Source organism: Allobosea spartocytisi (assembly GCF_014764685.1).
Classification (GTDB): Bacteria; Pseudomonadota; Alphaproteobacteria; order Rhizobiales; family Beijerinckiaceae; genus Allobosea; species Allobosea spartocytisi.
In genome coordinates this window covers 307,927-329,676 of the sequence record NZ_JACXWY010000004.1, presented here as the reverse complement: position 1 = coordinate 329,676, position 21,750 = coordinate 307,927, and the positions used below count along the sequence as shown (strand labels likewise).

General features: G+C 67.2%; 21 protein-coding genes and 1 other RNA gene. 13 read left to right on the top strand and 9 right to left on the bottom strand.

The genetic code is table 11. From position 1 onward, the window contains the following. Positions 1-3: 3 nt before the first annotated feature. Entirely contained in the window at positions 4-906 is a 903-nt protein-coding gene (locus tag IED13_RS09085; protein ID WP_113252455.1) for a thymidylate synthase, read from the bottom strand. A 383-nt stretch (positions 907-1,289) separates the two neighbouring features. Here IED13_RS09085 and IED13_RS09080 point away from each other — a divergent pair, with 383 nt between their 5' ends. The 7 genes from IED13_RS09080 to IED13_RS09050 all read left to right on the top strand — a co-directional run bounded on the left by IED13_RS09080 (position 1,290) and on the right by IED13_RS09050 (position 4,950). Continuing rightward, a complete protein-coding gene (locus IED13_RS09080) occupies positions 1,290-1,598 on the top strand; it encodes a PepSY domain-containing protein (protein ID WP_191123971.1) in 309 nt (102 codons plus the stop codon). 109 nt (positions 1,599-1,707) lie between these two features. Further along, entirely contained in the window at positions 1,708-1,998 is a 291-nt protein-coding gene (locus IED13_RS09075; protein WP_191123970.1) for a hypothetical protein, read from the top strand. 57 nt (positions 1,999-2,055) lie between these two features. Next, positions 2,056-2,433, top strand: a transfer-messenger RNA (tmRNA) gene (gene ssrA / locus IED13_RS09070). A gap of 56 nt (positions 2,434-2,489) precedes the next feature. Further along, positions 2,490-3,095 carry an SspB family protein gene (locus tag IED13_RS09065; protein WP_112763995.1) on the top strand — a complete coding sequence of 202 codons (606 nt, stop codon included), beginning with the start codon at positions 2,490-2,492 and terminating at the stop codon, positions 3,093-3,095. 24 nt (positions 3,096-3,119) lie between these two features. After that, positions 3,120-4,514: a class II fumarate hydratase gene (fumC, locus tag IED13_RS09060; RefSeq protein WP_038358814.1), complete on the top strand. Its 1,395-nt coding sequence runs from the start codon at positions 3,120-3,122 to the stop codon at positions 4,512-4,514. A gap of 14 nt (positions 4,515-4,528) precedes the next feature. After that, positions 4,529-4,726, top strand: a complete 198-nt coding sequence (locus tag IED13_RS09055) for a DUF4169 family protein (protein WP_191123969.1) — start codon at positions 4,529-4,531, stop codon at positions 4,724-4,726. Further along, a complete protein-coding gene (locus tag IED13_RS09050) occupies positions 4,723-4,950 on the top strand; it encodes a ribbon-helix-helix domain-containing protein (RefSeq protein WP_191123968.1) in 228 nt (75 codons plus the stop codon). Before IED13_RS09055 ends, IED13_RS09050 begins: the two co-directional genes overlap by 4 nt. Positions 4,951-5,021: 71 nt before the next feature. Here IED13_RS09050 and IED13_RS09045 read toward each other — a convergent pair whose 3' ends face one another. Beyond that, complete coding sequence (locus IED13_RS09045) at positions 5,022-8,588, bottom strand: AsmA family protein (protein ID WP_191123967.1); 3,567 nt, start codon at positions 8,586-8,588, stop codon at positions 5,022-5,024. Between the two features lie 151 nt (positions 8,589-8,739). Beyond that, positions 8,740-10,179: an FAD-binding oxidoreductase gene (locus IED13_RS09040; protein ID WP_191123966.1), complete on the bottom strand. Its 1,440-nt coding sequence runs from the start codon at positions 10,177-10,179 to the stop codon at positions 8,740-8,742. Positions 10,180-10,390: 211 nt separating this feature from the next. Between IED13_RS09040 and IED13_RS09035 the strand changes: the two genes are divergently transcribed. Beyond that, the gene (locus IED13_RS09035; protein ID WP_038360011.1) at positions 10,391-10,948 is read left to right on the top strand and encodes a thioesterase family protein; all 558 of its coding nucleotides are present in this window, start codon (positions 10,391-10,393) and stop codon (positions 10,946-10,948) included. A 16-nt stretch (positions 10,949-10,964) separates the two neighbouring features. Here IED13_RS09035 and IED13_RS09030 read toward each other — a convergent pair whose 3' ends face one another. From IED13_RS09030 to IED13_RS09020, 3 genes are all read right to left on the bottom strand, one after another. After that, a complete protein-coding gene (locus IED13_RS09030) occupies positions 10,965-11,762 on the bottom strand; it encodes a potassium channel family protein (RefSeq protein WP_191123965.1) in 798 nt (265 codons plus the stop codon). Between the two features lie 166 nt (positions 11,763-11,928). Beyond that, a complete protein-coding gene (locus IED13_RS09025) occupies positions 11,929-12,558 on the bottom strand; it encodes a class I SAM-dependent methyltransferase (protein WP_191124037.1) in 630 nt (209 codons plus the stop codon). Between the two features lie 35 nt (positions 12,559-12,593). Then, on the bottom strand, positions 12,594-13,847 hold the full coding sequence (locus IED13_RS09020) for a BtaA family protein (RefSeq protein WP_260368407.1): 1,254 nt from the start codon (positions 13,845-13,847) through the stop codon (positions 12,594-12,596). 194 nt (positions 13,848-14,041) lie between these two features. On the opposite strand from IED13_RS09020, the gene msrB reads away from it, so the two are divergent. Then, on the top strand, positions 14,042-14,482 hold the full coding sequence (gene msrB / locus IED13_RS09015; protein WP_112763987.1) for a peptide-methionine (R)-S-oxide reductase MsrB: 441 nt from the start codon (positions 14,042-14,044) through the stop codon (positions 14,480-14,482). Between the two features lie 89 nt (positions 14,483-14,571). On the opposite strand, the gene IED13_RS09010 is transcribed toward msrB, so the two are convergent. Next, the gene (locus tag IED13_RS09010) at positions 14,572-16,218 is read right to left on the bottom strand and encodes an acyl-CoA dehydrogenase family protein (RefSeq protein ID WP_191123964.1); all 1,647 of its coding nucleotides are present in this window, start codon (positions 16,216-16,218) and stop codon (positions 14,572-14,574) included. A gap of 115 nt (positions 16,219-16,333) precedes the next feature. On the opposite strand from IED13_RS09010, the gene IED13_RS09005 reads away from it, so the two are divergent. The 3 genes from IED13_RS09005 to IED13_RS08995 all read left to right on the top strand — a co-directional run bounded on the left by IED13_RS09005 (position 16,334) and on the right by IED13_RS08995 (position 19,982). Next, positions 16,334-18,715, top strand: a complete 2,382-nt coding sequence (locus IED13_RS09005; protein ID WP_210323552.1) for an ATP-dependent helicase — start codon at positions 16,334-16,336, stop codon at positions 18,713-18,715. A 61-nt stretch (positions 18,716-18,776) separates the two neighbouring features. Then, the gene (locus IED13_RS09000) at positions 18,777-19,361 is read left to right on the top strand and encodes a TetR/AcrR family transcriptional regulator (protein WP_038358831.1); all 585 of its coding nucleotides are present in this window, start codon (positions 18,777-18,779) and stop codon (positions 19,359-19,361) included. Positions 19,362-19,496: 135 nt separating this feature from the next. After that, positions 19,497-19,982 (top strand): hypothetical protein, encoded by a 486-nt coding sequence (locus tag IED13_RS08995; RefSeq protein ID WP_191123963.1) that lies wholly within the window; start codon positions 19,497-19,499, stop codon positions 19,980-19,982. A gap of 36 nt (positions 19,983-20,018) precedes the next feature. On the opposite strand, the gene IED13_RS08990 is transcribed toward IED13_RS08995, so the two are convergent. Next, positions 20,019-20,438: a winged helix-turn-helix transcriptional regulator gene (locus IED13_RS08990; RefSeq protein WP_191123962.1), complete on the bottom strand. Its 420-nt coding sequence runs from the start codon at positions 20,436-20,438 to the stop codon at positions 20,019-20,021. Positions 20,439-20,541: 103 nt separating this feature from the next. Here IED13_RS08990 and IED13_RS08985 point away from each other — a divergent pair, with 103 nt between their 5' ends. Further along, complete coding sequence (locus IED13_RS08985; protein WP_191123961.1) at positions 20,542-21,297, top strand: SDR family oxidoreductase; 756 nt, start codon at positions 20,542-20,544, stop codon at positions 21,295-21,297. A gap of 12 nt (positions 21,298-21,309) precedes the next feature. On the opposite strand, the gene IED13_RS08980 is transcribed toward IED13_RS08985, so the two are convergent. Continuing rightward, positions 21,310-21,702, bottom strand: coding sequence for a VOC family protein (locus IED13_RS08980; protein WP_133563125.1), 393 nt, complete (start codon positions 21,700-21,702; stop codon positions 21,310-21,312). Between the last annotated feature and the right edge of the window lie 48 nt (positions 21,703-21,750).

The window sequence follows — 21,750 nt, the reverse complement described above, 5'->3', positions numbered from 1 at the left end:
AGATCAGACCGCGACGTCGGCCTTGATGGCCGCGTGAGGCGAATAGCCCTCGACCTCGAAATCCTCGATCCGGTAATCGTCGATGCTGGCGGCGTGCCGCGTCAGGCGCATCTTCGGGAAGGGACGCGGATCGCGGCTCAACTGCTCGCGAGCCTGATCAAGGTGGTTCAGGTAGAGATGCACATCGCCTCCGAACCAGACGAAATCGCCCAGCTTCAATCCCGCCTGCTGCGCGATCATCAATTGAAGCGCGCAGCAGTTCACCCAGTTGAACCCGACGCCGAGGAGCAGATCCGCGGATCTCTGGAAACAGAGGGAATTCAGCCGCCCATCCGAAGTAACGTGGTACTGATAGACCATATGGCAGGGCGGAAGAGCCATTTGGCCCAATTCAGCGACATTCCAGCCATGGAACAGCATGCGGCGGCTTGATGGATTGCTGCGCAGGGTGTCGATCAGATCCTTGATCTGATCGTGCTCGCGACCATCGGCCCCCAGCCATCGGCGCCATTGCTTGCCGTAGACGGGCCCAAGCTCGCCCCACCGCGCGGCAAAATCATCGTCTTCGGCAATGCGCTTCTCGAACTCCGCCTGGCCGATCTCCTCGCCGGTTTCGCGACGGTAGGTCGCGAGCGGCCAGTCGGTCCAGATCCGCACATTCTCGCGGACCAACGGCTGGATATTGGTCTGTCCGGTCAGAAACCAGAGCATCTCCTTGACCGCCGTCTTCCAGTAGACGCGCTTGGTCGTCAGGATAGGCACCGTCCCGTCCGAGAGGTCGAAGCGCGCCATGGCGCCGAAAATGGACCGCGTACCGACGCCGGTCCGGTCGAGCCGCTCGTCACCCCGTTCCAGCACATCGGAAAGAAGGTCGAGATATTGGTGTTCCGGGTGCCTGCGGCTCATTCCTGCCTCCTGAGATTGCGCGACGCCGAGCGCGGCAATCCTATACTTCCTGAGCGCCGTGCCGCGCCGGACGCAGCGTCCCGGCCGTGACTGACCGAGCCTCTTCCGACAGGTCGAGGCCCAGCCGATGCCCGGCAATGGCGCGCATGCCGGAGCGACATTCCTTGCGGATGCCTCGGGTCGGGCCGCGTTGGAGCCGGTCGTGACATGGGTGCATGACGAATCTCTGAGAAGCGGGCCACCATAGCCGGTCGCGGCGCCGCTGGCCCCGCCTCGCCGGCAAGCTTCCCCAACCTTTGCAGCATGTCGTGACAAGCCGTGTCCGGAACAATGCCCGGCGGCGACGGTTCCCTCATGGGCTGCCTGAACAGGGAGAGATGCGCATGCTCTCACGACGATCGATGGCGCTGGCCGCCATGGCCACGCTCGCGCTCTCGGCGCGGGCCATGGCCCAACCTTCCGGAACGCCGCCCAAACCGTCCGACAGGACGATCTCGATGGAGGATGCCCGCCGCATCGCCACCGAAAACGGCGTCGCCCGCATCGAGGAGATCAAGTTCGACGACGGCCACTGGATGGTCGAGGGCCGCGACAGTCTCGGCTCGGAGATCGAGATCAGGCTCAGGGCCAGCGACGGCGCCGTGCTGAAGCTGGAGCGGGAGCGACCCGCCTCCGCGAAGGCCGGCAACTGACGATCTGACGGGCTCACGGGATCGCGACCGGCCGTGAAGGCTCCTGTCCGAAACTTGCCTCAATCCACGCTACTCATCCCGCCTCCGATTCACGAGGTTCGATACGCGGATGAATGGCGCAGCTCGCCTGCTTGCGGTGGCTTTGTTCACGAGCGTGGTTGCCTTGCCGGGTCATGGCTCGCAGGCGGCGGCCCAAATCGTCGCCTTCGATAACGACCGGACGATTCCTGAAAGCACGATCTCGGAAAGCCGGGCGCGCGAGATTGCCTGGAGCGCCGGCCTCGTCCATGTCGAGGAGATCACGCGGACCAGCGACCGCTGGGAGCTGGCGGGGCGCACGGTCGATGACGACGAGATGATCCTCGACATCGACGTCAGAGATGGTCGAATTCTCAATTGAGGCCGGAAAGCCTCACTGCTCGGCCTTATCGATCCTTCCTGTCGAAATCGAGCCGGCGGTCTTTCCCCGCGCCGCGGCTATGCCTATATTCACGGTGCCGCTCGCAAGAGCGGCTATGGCGATAAACGGATTTCGGAATAAGCCTTTCGGACCCGGGGGCGGTACCCGGCGCCTCCACCAAAGCCCTGGCGACAGGGAGCCTTGCCGCAAGCGCGCAGGGCTTTGGCGGGGGCGAAATAGGATCGACGAGGGTGTAAAGGACTTCCTTTTGCTCGGCATGGTTCCGCCGTTATCGGGCCAAAAGCATAGTTGCCAACGACAACAATGCTCGGGTTGCTGTCGCCGCGTAATGCGGTGCTGGTTCCCAAACCAAAGCCCTTGCGTTTAGCCGCGTAAGGCGGGGCTCGGAGGCGCCTGGCAACAGAAGCCTCCACTTTCATTTTGGCCTGCCGGCTGTTCCCGCCGGGGAGTGAAGCGGAAACGTCGACGCAATGTCCAAGGATGTCCTTCGTTACGATCTGATGGTTCAGGAGGCGCTCAAGGGCGTCGTCCGCAAGATCCTGTCGGAGGCTGCGCGCGACGGGTTGCCGGGCGAGCATCATTTCTACATCACCTTCCGCACGGGGGCTCCGGGCGTGCGCCTGTCGCAGCGCCTGCGGGAGAAGCATCCCGAGGAGATGACCATCGTCCTCCAGCACCAGTTCTGGGATCTGAGCGCCAGCGACCATTCCTTCGAGGTCGGCCTGTCCTTCTCCGGCGTGCCGGAGCGGCTGCTCGTGCCCTTCGACGCGGTGACGACTTTCTTCGATCCTTCCGTCCAGTTCGGCCTGAAATTCGAGACGCAGGACACGCCCGAGGAGGCCGCTCCACCGGCCGAGGCCGAAACGGCCGATGCACCGGCCCCGCTGCCGGCCAAGCTCGTGCCGGCCGGCGTCCCCGTCCTCAAATCCAAGGCGGCCGAAGCGGAAACCGCCAAGGGCGGAACCAAGGACGGCGACGACAAGGCCGACGCGGCGACTGCGGCGAGCGAAGGCGAGGACGACAATCGCGGCACCGCCGAAGTCGTCAGCCTGGATTCCTTCCGGAAGAAGACCTGACGACCGAGCTGACGGACTGATCCCATGACCGAGACGCGCACCGAAACCGATTCCTTCGGCCCCATCGCCGTGCCGGCGGATCGCTACTGGGGCGCGCAGACACAGCGCTCGCTCGAGAATTTCAGGATCGGCGGCGAGAGCGAACGCATGCCGCTGCCGCTGGTGCATGCCTTGGTCCTGGTGAAAAAGACGGCGGCGCATGTCAACGCCCGGCTCGGCCTGCTCGACCAGCGCGTCGCCGGCGCGATCGGCCAGGCCGCCGACGAGGCGCTCGCCGGCAAGTTCGACGGGCATTTCCCGCTGGTGATCTGGCAGACCGGCTCCGGCACTCAGTCGAACATGAACGCCAACGAGGTTCTGGCGAACCGCGCCAACGAATTGCTCGGCGCCGGCCTCGGCGCCAAGAGCCCGGTGCATCCCAACGACCACGTCAATCGCGGCCAGTCCTCCAACGACGCCTTCCCGACCGCGATGCACATCGCCGCGGCGCTGGAGATCACGCGCAGGCTGCTGCCTGCCCTGCGCGGCCTCGAAAAGGCGCTGGACGCCAAGGCCGAAGCCTTCAAGAACCTGGTCAAGATCGGCCGCACCCATCTGCAGGACGCCACGCCCGTCACGCTCGGCCAGGAATTCTCCGGCTATGCGATGCAGCTCCATCTCGGCATCGGCCGTATCGAGGCCGCGCTCGGCGGGCTCTACGCACTGGCGCAGGGCGGCACGGCCGTCGGCACCGGCCTCAACACCCATCCCGATTTCGCCGTGCTCTTTGCCAAGGAAGCCGCGGCGCTGACCGGCCTGCCCTTCCGCAGCGCCGACAATAAGTTCGAGGCGCTCGCCAGCCATGGCGCGCTCGCCGCCGCTCATGGCGCGCTGGCGGCGCTGGCCTCCGACCTGTTCAAGATCGCCAACGACATCCGCCTGATGGGCTCCGGCCCGCGCTCGGGCCTCGGCGAGATCAGCCTGCCGGAGAACGAGCCGGGATCCTCGATCATGCCTGGCAAGGTCAACCCGACCCAGGCCGAGGCGCTGACCATGGTCGCGACCCAGGTCCACGGCAACCAGGCGACGATCGGCTTCGCCGCGAGCCAGGGCCATTTCGAGCTCAACGTCTTCAAGCCGGTGATCGCCGCCGCGTTTCTGCAATCCGTGCGGCTCCTGGCCGACGCGGCCGAGAGCTTCCGCGTCAACTGCGTCGAGGGCATCGAGGCCAATGAGGGCCAGCTCAAGGAATTGCTCGCGCGCTCGCTGATGCTGGTGACGGCGCTGGCCCCGGCGATCGGCTACGACAAGGCGGCCGGCATCGCCAAGGCGGCCCATCACAACGGCACGACGCTGCGCGAGGAAGCGCTGAAGGCGGGCGTCGCCGCGGACCTGTTCGACAAAACGGTCAAGCCCGAGAAGATGCTGCAGCCCGCCTGAACGGAGGCTTCGCCATGGCCGAGATCGTCAACCTCCGTCGCTTCCGCAAGCAGAAGGCGCGCGAGGATGCGGAAAAGACGGCCGAGCAGAACCGCATCGGCTTCGGCCGCAGCAAGGCCGAGCGCAACCTGAGCGAGGCCGAGCGCGAGAAGGCGAGGCGCCATGTCGAAGGCCATCGCCTCTCGCGTGACGACGAGCCGGAGCCGGCATGAATCCCGAGCGCAAGCGCTCGCTCAGCATCGCCGGCCACCGCACCAGCGTCTCGCTCGAGGATGAATTCTGGGATGCGCTGAAAGAGATCGCGGCGGGCGAAGGACGCAGCCTCGCCGCCCTGATCGCCGAGATCGACACCGCACGCGGCGACATCAATCTCTCGGCAGCCCTGCGGCTGCACACCCTCGCGCATTTCCGCCGGCTGGCCGAAAGCTCCGTCTGAGCGATTGCGAGCCATTTCAACGGCTTGATGAAGAACCTGGAATCAGCGCGCGAAGCGGCTGAATCGGTTTCTCAATTCAACGGCACGCTGCGCGGCGGTGGCACGGGCGCAATCTGGAAGGGTGGTGGAAGCGCCGAAGCCCCCTGCCCGGGCGGCGTCTGCACGGTGCCCTCCGGAGAGCTGGCGCGCGGCGCGCTCGGCAGCAGCAGTGGTCCAGGCTGCTGCGGCGCCGGGGCCGGTTGCGCCGCCGCCCGCTCGGCGGCAGCCCTGGCGCGGTCCTCGGCCTCGGCACGGCGCCGCGACTCCTGCTCTGCCTTCGCCTGTTCGATCTGTCGGCGCTGTTCCTCCGCCCGCCGCGCGTCTTCCTGGCGCTTCTCCTCCGCGATGCGCGCCTCCTCCTGCGCCTTCAGGAAGAGATTGAGCTGCCGCTCGTTCTCGCGCATCTCGCGTTCGGCCCGCAGGCGGCGCATATGCATCGACCGCTCGCGCGCATCCGCCTCGAAGGCCTCGACCCGTTCGATCTCGCGTGCCAGCGCCCGCGCCGCCACCGTGTTCGAGAGCGCGCTGACGTCGCTCTCTCGCTTAAGGTCGGAGAGCGGCCCGCGCCAGGCGATCCCGATCTGCGGCACATCGCCCGGCCAGCCTTTCGGCAACGGCCCGACCGGCTTCAGCCCGAGCCTGAGATCGGCGGTGAGCCCCCTGAGATCGACGGTGCCGCTCGCCTCGGCCTTCATCCCGTTGCGCTCGAAACCGAAGGGTTGCAGCCGGACAAGGCCGCCGGCGAGCGTAAAGGGCAGCGTCACATCGCCCAGCGTCCAGGCGTCGCGGTCGAGCGCCTCGGCCAGACGGTCGCGCAGGCGCGAGGCATCACTCTCGGAAGCGTCCTCGCCGGTCGCCGCGATGATGCGTTCATAGGCTTTGGGATCGAAGCGTGCGAGGCGCGTGCCGGCAAGCGACAGGCTGCCCGCGCCGCTCAGGCCCGCGATGAGCCGCGCCGGCGTCTCGCCCGAGCCGCCGAGTTCGAACAGCCCCGAGGCCTTGCCGGAGACCGCCCCTTTCGTCAGCCCCGCGAGATCGACGCCGGCCAGATTGATCCGGCCGTTAAGCTGGCCGAGACCGCCGTCGCGCCGCAGCCCGAGCCGCCCGGAGAGCTGCCCGCCGCCATAGCCTCCCGCAATGTCCTCGACCCTGAGTCCGTCCTGATCGGCTTTCAGCATGAAGCGGGCCTTTTGCAGGACGACCCCGTCGAGCAGCGTCAGCGTGCCGGCCTCGACCGAGAGTTCCATCTCCGGCAGTTCCGCCACGCGCCCGAAGCGCGCCGTCGACCAGAGCGAGCCCGCTGTCGGAGCGACCTGACCCAGCGCCGCGCCGATCAGTCCGCGCAGATCGGCTCCAGGCACGACGAAGCGCCCGCTATAGCGCCCCTCGCGCGGCAGCGTGAGCGAACCCGTAGCGGAGGCGCCTCCCAGATTCGTGGCGATGTCGTCGAGCCTGACGGCCTCGCCCGTCATCGCCAGCCGGGCATGGGCATCGAGCACGCCGTCCGGCAGCAATCGCGCCGGCCCTTCGGCGAGGATCTGGCCGGGCCCATCCGCCTGCACGGTGAGTTGCCGCCCGCCTGCGCCATCCTCGACGACGACCGAAAGCCCGGGCCCCGCCAGCGAACCGACCGCACGGCCACCGCTCAGATCGATCGTGAGCTTGCCCGGCCCGCCCTGCATCGGCGCCGGCAAACCGAGGGCCGTAAAGGCCTGCCTCCGGTCGGCGAGATCGAAGCCGAGCGTCGCCCGCTGCCATGTCCCGGCCCGGTCGAGTCGCCCGTCGATGGCGATTTTACCGGCATTCGCCGTACCCTGGGCCGAAAGACTGGTTTCGCCGGAGGCCGCCCGCGTCAGCCGAAAACCGGTGTCGAGCCGCGACAGCCCGTCTCCGACACGGCCGAGCACCTGGCTCACGCTGTCCGGCAGCAGCGGCCCGGCGAGCGCGGCCAATGTCTCGAAGCGCGGCGCCCGCACTCGCCCGGAAATATCCCCGCCCTCGGCGAGCAGCGCGCCGGAACCCGCCACGCTGACGCCACCGAAGCCATCCACCGAAAGCCGGCTCAACCGCCAGATCTCGCCCTCGCGCTTGAGATCGAGCGAAGCGGAGCCCGGAGGGGCATTTCTGAAACGCACATTGGCCAGGGACAGGTCGAGCGCGATATCGCGCGCTCCGAACGGCCCGGCGAGGCTCGCCCCGGGCGGCAGGCTGTTGAGGTCGAGCCCGTTCACCGTCGCCTTCGCGGCAAGCTTTGCATCCGTGATCTCGCCCGCGGCCTCCAGGCGCAACCCCGACGAGCCGGCGACCAGCAGCCGCTGGAAGGCGAGGCCGGAGGCGCTCCAGCTCCCGGCCGCATCGGCGTCGATCCGCCCGAGCCGGGCAACGAACTCGGCCAGTGCGGGATCGAGGCCATTGCGCGACAGCACCAGCGCGACGCGGCGCGCATCATCGGCCTTGACCGTCAGCCGCGCGGAAACCTCCGTTTCGCTCGCGCTGCCGCTGGCGCCGACCAGCGCGCCCGCAACGCGCAGCGAGGCGGTGGCGTCGGAGAGGCCCTGATCGTGCAGCTTCCCGCGTAGAGCGAGAGCCGAGAAATCCTCGCCGCGCCAGATCATCTGGTCGAGGTCGAGGCTGATGTCGAGGCTGCCCGGCAGGCCCTGCAGCGCCTGCATGAAGCCCTTGCGCTCGGCCAGCGCCGTCGCCAGCGCATCGGCATCGAGCCGCCGGGCCCTGAGCGCGAGCGAGCCCGTGCCGCCGGGCGGGAGATATTGCCCCTCGCCTTCCAGCCGCGCCGCGCCGCCGGCAAGGTCCAGCGTCAGCCCGGAGAGGTCGAGCTGGCGGCTGCCGCCACGCAGCCGGCCGGAAAGCGCGACCGCCCCGCCGGGCGACAGGTTGAACAGCCCGTCCGCCTCGGCTCCGACGCTGCCGCCGCCTTGGCGTGGAAAGAGCAGCGCCCCGTCGAAATTGAACTGCAGATTGTCGCCGGTGAGGAACGCTTTGGCCCGGAGCCGGCCGCCCTCATCCATCTCGCCAGTGGTGATGCGCAGCGAGTTGCCCGCCACCTCGCCCTCGAAGCGCCAGGGCCCGACGAGGCTCACCGCCGAAACCTCCGCCGCCACGGGAGCGATCGTCACCGGCGCCTTGCCCGGATCGCGCCAGATCACCGCCGAGCGGCTGATCGTCAATCGCTCAAGGCTGGCCTGTGCCGGCAAGCCGGCGCCGCTGCGCTCCGGCAGGCGGATCGCGCCGTTCGGATCGAGCGACAGGGACAATATGGCGCCGTCGAAGCGCGCTTCCGAGAAATGGAACTCGCCCCGCGCCAGCGAGGCCAGAGCGAGCTCGACAGTGGCGTTCTCGACCGTCGCCGAACTCGCCTCGCCCGGCGCGCCGATCCGCAGATCTCCCAGCGTGATCCGCGGCGAGGGCAAGAGGCGCAGGCGGATATCGCCCCCGACACGCGTCTCGACGCCGAGCGCCTCGCTCAGCCGTGCCTCGACCTGCGAGCGATAGACGCGCCAGTCGACGAAGCCGGGGCCGACCAGGGCCGCCAGCAGCGCCAGCACCAGCAAGGCGGCGAGAACTGTCAGAGTTTCACGCAACGTCCGCTTTCTGCCCCTTTCGCAACCAGCGGGCGGTGCCGGCCGAACCGGCGCCGCCATGCACGATCAAGCTGTCAGCAGAATGACGGCAAGTCGCGGCGAGATCACGACATTTCGGCGAAGCCCGCGGGCGGCGCAAGCGGCGGCGATGTCACAGAACGACGATTTTGCCGGGATTGAGGATGTTCTGCGGGTCGAGCGCACGCTTGATCGTGCGCATCACCGCGACCGCCTCCGGCCCATGCTCCTGCTCGAGATACTTGATCTTCTTCTGGCCGACACCGTGCTCGCCCGTGCAGGTCCCGCCCATCGCCAGCGCACGCTTCACCAGCCGATCGATGAAGGCTTGCACCCGCTCGACCTCGGCCTTGTCGTTGAGATCGACCAGCGGCTGCGTGTGGAAATTGCCGTCGCCGACATGGCCGGCGATCGGCGCGATCAGCCCGGATTCCTCGATGTCCCGCTTGGTCTCCTCGACGCATTCGGCCAGTCGCGAGATCGGCACGCAGACATCGGTCGCAACCGAGTCGAAGCCGGGCCGAAGCGCCTTCGCCGCCCAATAGGCATCATGGCGCGCCTGCCAGAGCTTGGAGCGGTCCTCGGCCTTGGTCGCCCACTCGAAGGGACCGCCGCCATATTCCGCCGCGATCTCGCCGAAGCGCTCAGACTGCTCGGCAACGCCCGCTTCCGTGCCATGGAACTCGACGAAGAGCATCGTCGTCTCCGGCAGGCCGAGCTTGGCGTGCAGGTTGACGCCGCGGATCATCACATCGTCGAGCAATTCGATGCGCGCGACCGGCAGGCCGGTCTGGATGGTCAGGATCGTCGCATCGCAGGCGGCCTTCACCGACGGGAACGGGCAGACGCCCGCCGCGATCGCCTCCGGGATGCCGTGCAGCTTCAGCGTCACCTCGGTGATGATGCCGAGCGTGCCTTCCGAGCCGACGAGAAGCCGGGTGAGGTCGTAGCCGGCCGAGGTCTTGCGGGCCCGCGTCGAGCTCTGGACGATCGAGCCGTCGGCCATCACCGCCTTCAGCGCCAGCACATTGTCCTTCATCGTGCCGTAGCGCACCGCATTGGTGCCGGAGGCGCGCGTCGCCGCCATGCCGCCGATGGAGGCGTCGGCGCCGGGATCGATCGGGAACATCAGGCCTTGGTCGCGCAGATGCTCGTTGAGCTCCTTGCGGGTAACACCCGCCTCGACCACCACGTCGAGATCCTCCGCATGGACGGCGACGATCCGCTTCATCTGCGACATGTCGATGCAGACGCCACCGAAGGGCGCGTTGACATGGCCTTCCAGCGAAGTGCCGGTACCGAAGGCGATGACCGGCACGCCATGCGCGGCGCAGAGCCTCACGATCTCCGAAACCTCTTCCGTGCTCTGCGGAAACACCACCGCGTCCGGCGCCTGGTTCGGAATCCAGGTCAGCGTATGGCCGTGCTGCTGGCGCACCGCGAGACTGGTCACCAACCGGTTGCCGAAGCGCGCGGCGAGCGCCCGCGTCACGGTCTCGACGGCTTCCCGCGAGGGAGGCAGCACGGCGGCGGCGCTGAAGGTTTCGGGAAGCGACGCGGCGGGCAGGCTCATTGTCAACATCCGGTTTTGGCGCTTAGAATTGGAACAGATCGGTTTCGCCACCGGTTACGATTACGAGATCGTTCCGGTGTGGTCGCTTTCTGCCCGCGCCAGACTCCTGGCACCGGGCAGGGCCGATGCACAGTAGAACACGCAACCGCCGGATGGGCAGTACAAATTACGCTGCCATGCCTTGAACGAAGCGCTGGACAGGGAGGCGCGGATGAAAAACGAGACGCGCGCCCCGGCGCTGTTCTTCGCACCCTTCGTCTCGTCGGCCATGCGCGTCGAGCCGCAATGGATCGACTATAACGGCCATCTCAACATGGCCTATTACCATGTGCTGTTCGACCGGGCGGTGGACGAGGTTTTCTCGCTCGTGGGCCTGACCCGCGACTATGTCGAGACGCGCCATGCCTCGACCTTCACGGCCGAATGCCACGTCCTCTACAAGCGCGAGCTGACCGAGGGCGATTTCGTCCGCGTCACGGCCCAGCTCATCGCCTTCGACGACAAGCGGCTGCATTACTATCTCGAGATGCGCCACGCCAATGAAGGCTGGCTCGCCGCCACCAGCGAGAACATGTCGCTGCATGTCGACATGGTCCATCGCCGGGTGACGCCCTTCCCGCCCGACATCCTCGCCAATCTCGCCCTGATGAAGGCGGCTCACAGCATGATGCCGCTGCCGGCCACGATCGGCCGCATCATCGGCATGCCGGAAAAGCGTGCGATCCAGGTCGAGGATCAGGCCGAGCCCGAGACCGAAACCCGGCATTGAACGGCGCGGGCAGCGCTCAGTCGCTGTCGTCGGGAATCTTGAGCTTGTGACCGCAGGCCTTGCAGTAGACCGCGTCCAGCTCATGCCGTTGCAGCGCGCATTCAGGGCATGGGAAGGTCACCTTGTTGGGCCTCACCAGCGCCTGCGCCAGCTTCACGAACAGGGAAATCCCGACGATCATCACGATGATCGAGGTCAGCTTGCCTGCGGTGCCCGGCAAGGTGATGTCGCCGAAGCCAGTGGTCGTCACCGTCGCGACGGTAAAGTAGAGCGCATCGACATAGCCCGCCAGACCGCCGGCTTCGCGGAAGAAGAAGGTGAAGACGAAGCCCGTGACCACGAAGAGAAAGGTCAGGATGTTGATCAGCGCGCGGGCGACGTTCTCCCAGTCGCGGTAGGGAGTCCTGCGCAATTGCGCCCAGATGACCCCCTTCTGTGAAAGCGACCACAGCCGCAGGATGCGCAGAAAGCCGAAATTCTCCAGCCACTGGGGTGCCAGCAGCGTCACCAGAATGAACAGGTCGAGAATGACCGCCGGCTGGCGCAGGAGCCGCAGCATGTTCGAGGACGCCAGGAACCGCGCGGCGATTTCCAGAGCCACGATGACGGCGACCGAATAGTCGATCCAGAGGAACGTCGAGGCGTCCCGCAGGACCGGCGTCGCGATAAAGAAAGCGATGATCAGGAGATCGACGATCGTCACCGCAAGCCGGAAGCGCAGCCCGGTCGGCGAGCGGCCGTGATAGAGCTGGCGCAGCCGGTCTCGGAATGTATCGAACCGGCTCTCGGGCCGTCGGGGATCGGCGCTTTCCATTCCAGGGACGATAGCGGGTCGCGAAGCCAGCCGCCAAGAACCCTCGTCATTGCGCGCGCAGGGCAGCAATCCCGGGGGATTGGGTGGAACGGCTCGGCCCAGCCCCTGGATCGCTTCGTCGCTTCGCTCCTCGCGATGACGCTGGTCCGGCCAGACGCGAAATGCCCTAGCCGCGCGGCATCTCCGCAACCGCATGCACCGCATAGCCGCGATAGGGCGCGCTCACCCGGCAATCGGCCCCGGCCGCTTGCGCCAGCTCGCGCATCACCGCCGGCAGGTCCTCCCGCGGCGCGACATGGAACAGCGCGAGCCAGCGCGACAGCACGTTCTTGAACGCGCTCGGCAAACCGGCCTGGTCGCCGAAATCGACGACATGCAGCGAACCGCCCGGAGCGAGCCGCCGCAGCGCCTCTGCCACCACCGGCTGCCAGGGCGGGATCATCGACAACGCATAGGAAATGACGATGCGGTCGAAGCCCGGCCGCCCGAACAGCGCCTGCGGGTCGAAATCGGTCGCGTCGGCCTGCGCCAGCCTAATCCGGCCGGTGAGCCCGGCGCGCGCGACGGAAGCCCGGGCCGTCGCCAGCATCTCGGCGGAGACGTCGAGCCCGTAGCACTCACAGTCCGGATAGCGCCGGGCGATCTTGATCAGGTTGCGCCCGGTGCCGCAGCCGATCTCCAGGATCGACGCGCCGGCCGGGGGCGCGAGCCCCTCGATCAGCTGGTCGCGGCCAAGCAGGTAGAATTTGCGGCTGGCGTCGTAGAAGTGACGTTGATGCCGGTAGATCTGGTCCATCAGCCCAGCGGCCGAGCCCGTCTCCCCGAACGCGCTCACGCCGCCTGCCCTGGCAGGGTGTAGAGATGGAAGCCGCCATAGATCGCGGAGCGGTCCTGGCGACAGAGATCGCGGCTGCGGGCCTCGTCATAGCGCCATTGGTCGAGGATCGCGGCCGGGACGCGGCCCGGCAGCAATCGCTCATCGGCCGCGGTCCGGAAGATCACCCTTGCGCCCGGCTTGGCCGTGCGCGTGATCTGCGACCACAGCGCCGTGAGGTCGGCATCGTTCATCCAGTCCTGCGCATCGAGCAGCACATAGGCGTCGCAGCTCTTCGCCGGCTGGTCTTCCAGGAAGGCCGTGATCGCGCTCTGGCGATAGCCGACCGCACCGGCCCGGGCCTTCACGGTCTCGAAATTCTGCGGCTGGAGATAGGGTGGCAGCGCCGCATCCGCCCCTTCGCCGTAGCGGCGTCCGAAGGCCTGCTGCGCGAAATAATTGTCCTTCAGGTCGAAACCGCAGGCGAGGCGCTCGAGCCTGAGCCGCAGCGCGCCGAGAATGCCGTCCTCGCCATCGGCCGCGAGTGCCTTGTACTGGGCCGGCGGAATGCCGAGGCCATAGAGCGAGGCCGGCTGGCGCACCAGCCAGCGCACCAGCCTGCGCTCGAACATCGGCGCGAGATGCCGGTCGTAAAGCTGCCGCTGCTCGGCGAGATCGCGCGCGGCCAACATCGCGCGGGGATTGCCGCCGAGCAATCGCGCCAGCAGATGGCCGGTGCCGATGAAGCGGCCGAGCAGCCCGTAGCGGTAGAAGCCGTTGGCGAAGAGGTTGATCCGGCGGCGCCCGCCGAGGCCGCGCCCCTCCCAGTAGCCGCGCGAGACAGCGTCGAGATGCGGCGCGATCTCGCCATCGTAGAAGGCGACGTTCTCGCGGCGGTCGGCCGCGCCGAAGAAGCGGCGGAAGGTCGAGTAATCCGTCATGCGCCCCAGCGCCGCGAGCTTCAGCCGCCCCAGCGCGATATGGGCACCGTTGAGATCGACCGCGCTGACGCGGATCGGCGCCGCGGTCAGATAGGAAAGGACGTTGCAGGAGCCGGACGCGATCGCGACGACATGATCGTCCGCCTTGAGCGCAAGCGCCGCCATGTCGACGACAGGGTCTTCCCATATCTGCGGATAGACGAGCCCCGAGAAGGCGCGGGTGAACATCCATTCCAGCAGGCCCGCCTTGGAGAGCCGTTTGCTGCGCTGGACCGCCGTGCTGAGGCCCAGCGTTGTCGTCCGCCGAACCGTCCGTGCCGATTGCGTCACTGGTTCCCGCCTCCCCTTTCAAGGTGGCGAGCCGACTAGAGGAGTCGCATGACGGTCCGGTGACGGGGCCCGCGCTGCCGCTATCGTGAAACAAGGTCCAGCGCCGAGGGGGCTGAAAATCGGCGGCCGAAAAGCCATATTGGGCCGGACCGAGCCGATGGCATCGCGAGCCATCCGCCGAGAAGGAGATCATCATGGGTCTGACGAGCATGTTCGGCGCCGAGAAGAAGCAGGCCGAAACCTTCCCCTTCCAGCTCAGCGATGCCGAATGGCGTGCGCGCCTGACACCCGAGCAGTATCGCATCCTGCGCGGCCACGGCACCGAGCGGGCGGGTTCCTGCGCGCTCAACTACGAGAAGCGCGCCGGCACCTTCTCCTGCGCCGGCTGCGGCCAGAAGCTGTTCAAATCGGGCAAGAAATTCGAGAGTGGCACCGGCTGGCCGAGCTTCGACCAACCGCTGGAAGGTGCGGTCGGCGCCAGCGAGGATCACAGCCACGGCATGCATCGGGTCGAGGTCCATTGCGCCAATTGCGGCGGCCATCTCGGCCACGTTTTCCCGGACGGCCCGCCCCCGACCGGCCTGCGCTACTGCATCAATGGCGAGGCGATGACGTTCGAGCCGGAAGCAGCTTGAGGCATTCGCGTCATGCCCGGGCTTGACCCGAGCATCTCGTGACGGAAAAGCGATGAAGAGATGCCCGGGTCAAGCCCGGGCATGACGTTTCAAGCAGCCGGTACCGCCCGCCGCGCCAGCGCCGCAGCGTCGACGCCCGGCGGCAGATCGCCGAACTGTCCCGACCAGCCACCATCCAGCCGCGTCGCGATGAAGGCATCCGCCACCGCGGCCGGCGCGAAACGCAACAGCAACGAGCCCTGCAGCATCAACGCCAGCTTCTCGGTCAATCGCCGCGCCTGCCCCTCATTGCGCATCATCTCCGGCAACTCGCCTTCCAGCCGTTTTAAAGCCGCATCGTAGCCCCGGTCCGCGCCCGCAGCCGCCATCAACTCCGCCCGCAATACATCGACAGCGCCCTCCTCGCGCGCCAGCGAACGCAGCACGTCCAGGCAGATGACATTGCCCGAGCCCTCCCAGATCGCGTTGAGCGGCGCCTCCCTGTAGAGCCGCGCCATCGGATTCTCCTCGATGAAGCCGTTGCCGCCATGGCATTCCAGCGCCTCGGTGACGACGGCCGGCGCGCGCCGCGTGATCCAGTATTTCGCGATCGGCGCCCCGACCCGCGCCAGCAGGCGCTCGCTCGGGGACTCATCTTGCCGGTCGAGCGCCGCGAACAGCCGGAAGGCGAGCCAGGCCGCGGCTTCCGCCTCGATGGCAATGTCGGCGAGCACGTTCTGCATGATCGGCTGGTCGATCAACGCCTTCTGGAAGGCGCGGCGATGCTGCGCGTGATGCGCCGCCAGCGAGACCGCCATCCGCATCAATCCGGACGACGCCGCCGCGATGTCGAGCCGCGAATTGTGGTTCATCGACAGGCCCGTGCGGATGCCCCGACCCGGCTTGCCGATGAGATGGCCGATCGCGCCCCTGAACTCGACCTCGGAGGAAGCATTCGAGCGGTTGCCGACCTTGTCCTTCAAGCGTTGGATCGCGACGCCGTTGCGCGATCCGTCCGGCAGCCAGCCCGGCACGACAAAGCAGGAAATGCCCTCGCCCGTGCGCGCCAGCGTCAGGAACACGTCCGAATGCGGCACCGAGAAGAACCATTTCCGTCCATGCAGCGACCATGTGCCGTCGCGATTATCCTCCGCATGCGTCTGCGTCTGCCGCAGATCCGAGCCGCCCTGCGTCTCCGTCATCGCCGTGCCGACGGTCGCGCCCGTCTTCAGATGCGCCGGCCCCTGCCGCGGATCGTAGCGGTTCGACGTGACGAGCACCCCCCACTGCGCCCACCGCCCCGCATCCTGCTTCAGCACCGGCACGGCGGCATAGGTCATGCTGATCGGGCAGCAGATGCCGCTCTCGGCCCCGTACCAGAGATATTGCAGGGCCGCCCGAGCCACTTGCGCACCAGGCTCCGGCCGGTTCCAGGCGAGCGCGTGCGTCTCCTGCCCGATGGCGAGCCCCATCAATTCGTGCCAGGCCGGGTGGAAGGCGATCTCGTCGATCCGGTTGCCGAAGCGATCGAAGGCCCGGAGTTCCGGCGTGTAACGATTGGCGAGATAGGCCAGCTCCTGCACCCGCGCCGAGCCCACGGTCCGCCCCGCTTCGTGCAGCCGCTCGCGCGCCCAATCGGCCCCGAAGGCCGAGACGATCCCAGGCAGCACCGGATCGGCGGCGAAGGCATCGTACTCGGCCAGCGCCGGCACCTGATTGCTGACCTCCCAGCTTTCCGCTCCGCCCTGTCCGGTCATTGCTGCCACCTCCCTGTGGAACAGGATATAAAATGATCGCTCCGGCAGGGCGCAATCCTGACATCGACGCCCTATATTCGCCGGAGAACGAATCACGCACGAGCAGCTTAGACCCTTGTCCGAGACCGACGCCTTTTCCGCTCCCCTGCCCCGCCCCGGCGGGCTGGCCGCGCGCGCCGCGGCACAGCCTGCGGCCGGCTATCTCGCGGGGCTGAACCCGGAGCAGCGCCAGGCGGTCGAGGCGACGGAGGGCCCGGTGCTCGTGCTCGCCGGCGCCGGCACCGGCAAGACGCGCGTGCTGACCACCCGCATCGGCCATCTGATCTCGACCAGCCGCGCCTATCCGTCCCAGATCCTCGCCGTCACCTTCACCAACAAGGCGGCGCGCGAGATGAAGGAGCGCGTCGCCCATCTCGTCGGCCCCGTCGCCGAGGGCATGCCCTGGCTCGGCACCTTCCACTCGATCTCGGCCAAGCTCCTGCGCCGCCATGCCGAACTGCTCGACCTGCGCAGCGACTTCACCATCCTCGACACCGACGACCAGATCCGCCTGATGAAGCAGGTGATCCAGGCCGAGGGAATCGACGAGAAGCGCTGGCCCGGCCGCATGCTGGCGGGCTTCATCGATAGCTGGAAGAACCGTGGCCTCTCCCCCAAGGACGTTCCCGCAGGCGAGGCCGCCGTCTTCGCCAACGGCAAGGGCGGCAAGCTCTACGCCGCCTATCAGGAGCGCCTGACCGCATTGAACGCCGTCGATTTCGGCGATCTGCTGCTGCACTGCCTGACGCTGTTCCGCGACTATCCGGACGTGCTCCAGACCTATCACGACCGCTTCCGCTATATCCTTGTCGACGAGTACCAGGACACCAACACGGCGCAGTATCTCTGGCTGCGCCTGCTGGCCCAGGGCCGCCGCAACATCTGCTGCGTCGGCGACGACGACCAGTCGATCTATGGCTGGCGCGGCGCCGAAGTCGACAACATCCTGCGTTTCGAGCACGATTTTCCGGGTGCGACCGTGATCCGGCTGGAGCGCAACTACCGCTCGACCGGCCATATCCTCGCCACCGCCTCCAAGCTGATCGCCCGCAACGAAGGCCGTCTCGGCAAGACCTTGCGTACCGAGGATGCACTCGGCGAGAAGGTCACCATCACCGGCGCCTGGGACAGCCAGGAGGAGGCCCGCCTGATCTCCGACGAGATCGAGGCGATGCAATCGAAGAAGCACAACCTCGCCGAGGTCGCGGTGCTCGTGCGCATCTCCGCCCAGATGCGCGAGATCGAGGAGCGCTTCGTCCAGGCCGGCGTGCCCTATCGCGTCATCGGCGGCCCGCGCTTCTACGAGCGCGCCGAAATCCGCGACGCGCTCGCCTATCTGCGCTGCGTCGTTTCGCCGACCGACGATCTCGCCTTCGAGCGCATCGTCAACGTGCCCAAGCGCGGCCTGGGCGATGCCACCGTCCAGCTTCTGCACAACCATGCCCGCGCCACCGGCTTCTCGCTGATGCAATCGGCCCGCGCCGCGGTCGAGAGCGACGAGTTGAAGCCCAAGGCCCGCACGGCGCTGCGCGAGCTGGTCGATGCCTTCGGCCGCTGGTCCGCCCGCGCCGAGCATATGCCGCAGGGCGAGCTCGCCGAGCTGGTTCTGGAGGAATCCGGCTATACCGAGATGTGGAAGAAGGACCGCTCGGCCGACGCCGCCGGGCGGCTGGAAAACCTCAAGGAACTCGTGCGCTCGCTCGACGAATTCCCCGACCTGCCGGCCTTCCTCGAACACGTCTCGCTGGTCATGGACGTCGGAGACGGCGAGGCCGAGGCGCGCGTCTCGATCATGACGCTGCATGCCGCCAAGGGACTGGAATTCGACACGGTCTTCCTGCCCGGCTGGGAGGAAGGGCTGTTCCCGAACCAGCGCGCGCTCGACGAGAGCGGCCGCGCCGGGCTGGAAGAAGAGCGCCGCCTCGCCCATGTCGGCCTCACCCGCGCCCGCAAGAAGCTGAAGCTCTATTTCGCCTCGAACCGCCGCATCCACGGCCTCTGGCAGACCAGCTTGCCCTCGCGCTTCATCGACGAATTGCCGGAGGAGCATGTCGAGGTCGAGCAGGCCCCGACCAGCTATTCGCAGGGCGGCTACGGCGCCTCGCGTTTCGACCGGATGGAAAGCTTTGGCTCCAGCTACAACACGCCGGGCTGGCAGCGCGCGCAAGAGAACCGAGCGAAGAACAGCGGCGGCGGCAGCGGCTTCTCGGAAAGCGGTCGCGGCTTTGGCTCGGGCGGCTTCGGCGGCTCGTCGCGCCAGCGCGGTCCACTGCTGATCGAGGGCGAGCTGACGGCGAAATCATCCGGCGAATCCGCCTATGGCGAGGGCGCCCGCGTCTTCCACGTCAAGTTCGGCCCCGGCTCCGTCGCCAGCGTCGACGGCAACAAGCTGACGGTCGATTTCGACAAGGCGGGCCGGAAGATGGTGCTGGATTCCTTCGTGCAGAAGGCGGGGTGATTTCTCCCCGCCGGGAGCGACGCCGCCTTGACGATCTACTTACTAGTAGGTAGAAAGCCGCATGGCCGCTTCGGGAACGACATCCGACGAAATCCTGCGTTGTGCCCGCTCCCTGCTGATCGAGGGCGGATATAACGGGTTCAGCTATGCCGACATCGCGAAGGTGGTCGGCATTCGCAATGCGAGCATTCACCACCACTTCCCCAGCAAATCCGACCTCGTCCGCACGCTCGTCGCACGATACCGGGAAGAGGCGGAGGCTGGGATTGCCGCTCTCGAACGCCAACTCCCTGACCCAGCCCAGCAATTGCGCGCCTATACGGGCTATTGGGAGGCCTGCATCGCCGATGCGAGCGCTCCATTCTGCCTCTGCGCGCTCCTCGCGAGCCAGATCCCGGTGCTTCCGCAGGAGATCGTCGTCGAGGTGCGCGCCCATTTCCGGGCTCTGTCCGCCTGGTTGACCTCGGTTCTCGAGCGCGGTGCCAAGCAGGGCAGCCTGCGTTTCGCAGGCACGAGCAAGGCCGAGGCGGAAGCCTTCATGGCCAGCGTGCACGGCGCAATGCTCTCGGCCCGCGCCTATGGCGACCCCAAAATATTCGGTGTCATCACACACCCGCTGTTGGAGCGCCTCACAGCACGACACTGAAGCCAACCGCCCCGGGGCGGCGCAAGACCGCGCGCTTAGGCCTACCGATTAGTAGATAGACATGACTTTCCATTCCCTGTCGCCATCGCGTTCTGACGCACGAGCAACCTCACCTCCCCATGAAAAGGGCACTCCATGTTCGGCATTTCATCTCTCGGCTGGGTGCATACGCTGGGCAGCCTGCCGGCCATTCCGGCGGCGGCTTACATGTTCACGGTCCATGGCCGGATCGTGCCGCGCTCGAAAGCGGGCGCGGTATATTTTGTTGCGATGCTGATCGGCGCAGCGACGGTTTTCCTCGTCGCGCATCAGCCCGTCAGTTACGGCGTCGGCGCAGTCACGCTCGTACTGCTCATCGTTGGCTATAGCGTCGGCCGCTTACCGATCTCCGGACGGGTCGCGACATACGTCGAAACAATCGCTCTCAGCCTGACGGCCTTCCTGCTCATGCTGCCGACCGTGACCGAAATCCTGCGTCGCGTCCCGGACGGCCACCCATTCGTCACCGACCTGAAATCCCCGCTCCTTCTCGGCGCGCAGGGCAGCATTCTCGCCGCACTCGTTATCGGATTGACCGTCCAGATCATCTCCCTGCGCAGGCAAGGCAAGACCGCCGCGTGAAGTCCCCGGCGATCCGGCAGCGCCGAGGCGAGGGCCTTACGCCCCGCCCTCCCGCTCGCGAAAAGCCTTCCGCGCCGCCGAAACCTCGGCATAATACGTCTCGGCCCAGACCCAGACGCCGCAGAAGGCGGCGCTGAGCTCCCGCCCCAGCTCGGTCAGCGTGTAATCGACATGGGGCGGGATCACCGGATGGACGGTGCGGATGACGAGCCCGTCCCGCTCCATCTCGCGCAGCGTCTTGGTCAACATCTTCTGGCTGATGCCGCCGACCATGCGGCCGATCTCGGTGAAGCGCAGCGTGCCGTGCTCCTCGAGCGCTTCCAGCACCAGCATGGTCCATTTGTCCGCCACCTGCGCGATCACCTGGCGCACCAGCGACTCCACCGCCGGGCTCACCGGCGGCAGCGCGCTGCTCCTGGCGTGCATCGCGCCCATGGCGCTTCGGATCGCCTGCATCCCACACTCTCCTTTTAGTGCGTATGGCACTTTCTGGCGCCTTCTTTCTTTTGAAGAGTACTGATGCCACCTCGTGAAGCGCAACCATTCAGAGGGCTTTGCGATGAACATCTCCGGAAACACCATCCTGATCACCGGCGGCGGCTCGGGCATCGGCCGCGCGCTGGCCGAGGCCCTTCACGCCAGGGGCAATCAGATCATCATTGCCGGGCGCCGCGAAGGCGTGCTCGATGAGGTCACCGCCGCCAATCCCGGCATGGCCTCGACGCTGCTCGACATCCAGGACAAGGCCGATATCGAGGCCTTCGCCCGGCAAGTCGTCGAGCGTTTCCCCAAGCTCAATGCCGTCCTCAACAATGCCGGCATCATGAAGCCCGAAAACGTCCCGGCCGCCGACAACCTCTCCATCGCCGAGGAGACGATCGCGACCAATCTGCTTGGCCCGATCCGCCTGACGACCGCGCTGCTGCCGCATCTCCTGAAGCAGCCGCGCGCCACGGTCCTGACCGTCTCTTCCGGCCTCGCCTTCGTGCCGCTGGCAGTGACCCCGACCTATAGCGCGACCAAGGCGGCGATCCATTCCTGGTCGACCGGCCTGCGCGAGCAGCTCAAGCACACCTCGGTCGAGGTCATCGAGATCGCCCCTCCCTATGTGCAGACCGAACTGATGGGCGCACAGCAGGCGGTCGATCCCGCCGCCATGCCGCTGGCCGATTTCACCAGCGAAGTGATGACGATCCTCGAAACGCAGCCCGAGGCCGGCGAAGTCATCGTCGAACGCTGCAAGCCTCTGCGTTATGCCGAGGCGACCGGCAGTTTCGCGCAGGTCTTCGCCGGGCTGAACGCACAGCACGCCTGACCAGCAGGCAGCCTATTCCGCACGATGGCAGCAGACGCAGAGCTTGTTGCCGTCAGGGTCGCGGACATAGGCGCCATAATAATCGGGGTGATAATGCGCTCTCAGCCCCGGCGGCCCCTCGCAGGTGCCGCCGGAGGCGAGGGCCACCGCGTGGCAGCGATCGACCTCGGCCCGGCTCGCGGCCAGAAGCGCTGTCATCGGCCCGTTGCCGGGAACGGCTGGCGAACCGTCGAACGGCCGGGTCAGGAAAAACAGCGGGCGCTCGGCTCCCTTGGGTTGCCAGGCCGCGGCCGCATGATCGGGATCGCGGAAGCGCAGCGGATGCCCCAGCACGTCGAACACGGCCGTATAGAAGGCCTCCGCCCGGCGGAAGTCGTTGGTTCCGACACAGATATGCGAAAACATCGGCTGTTCCCCCGCTCTGCCTCGGCATCAGCCTAGCCCGTCGATGAC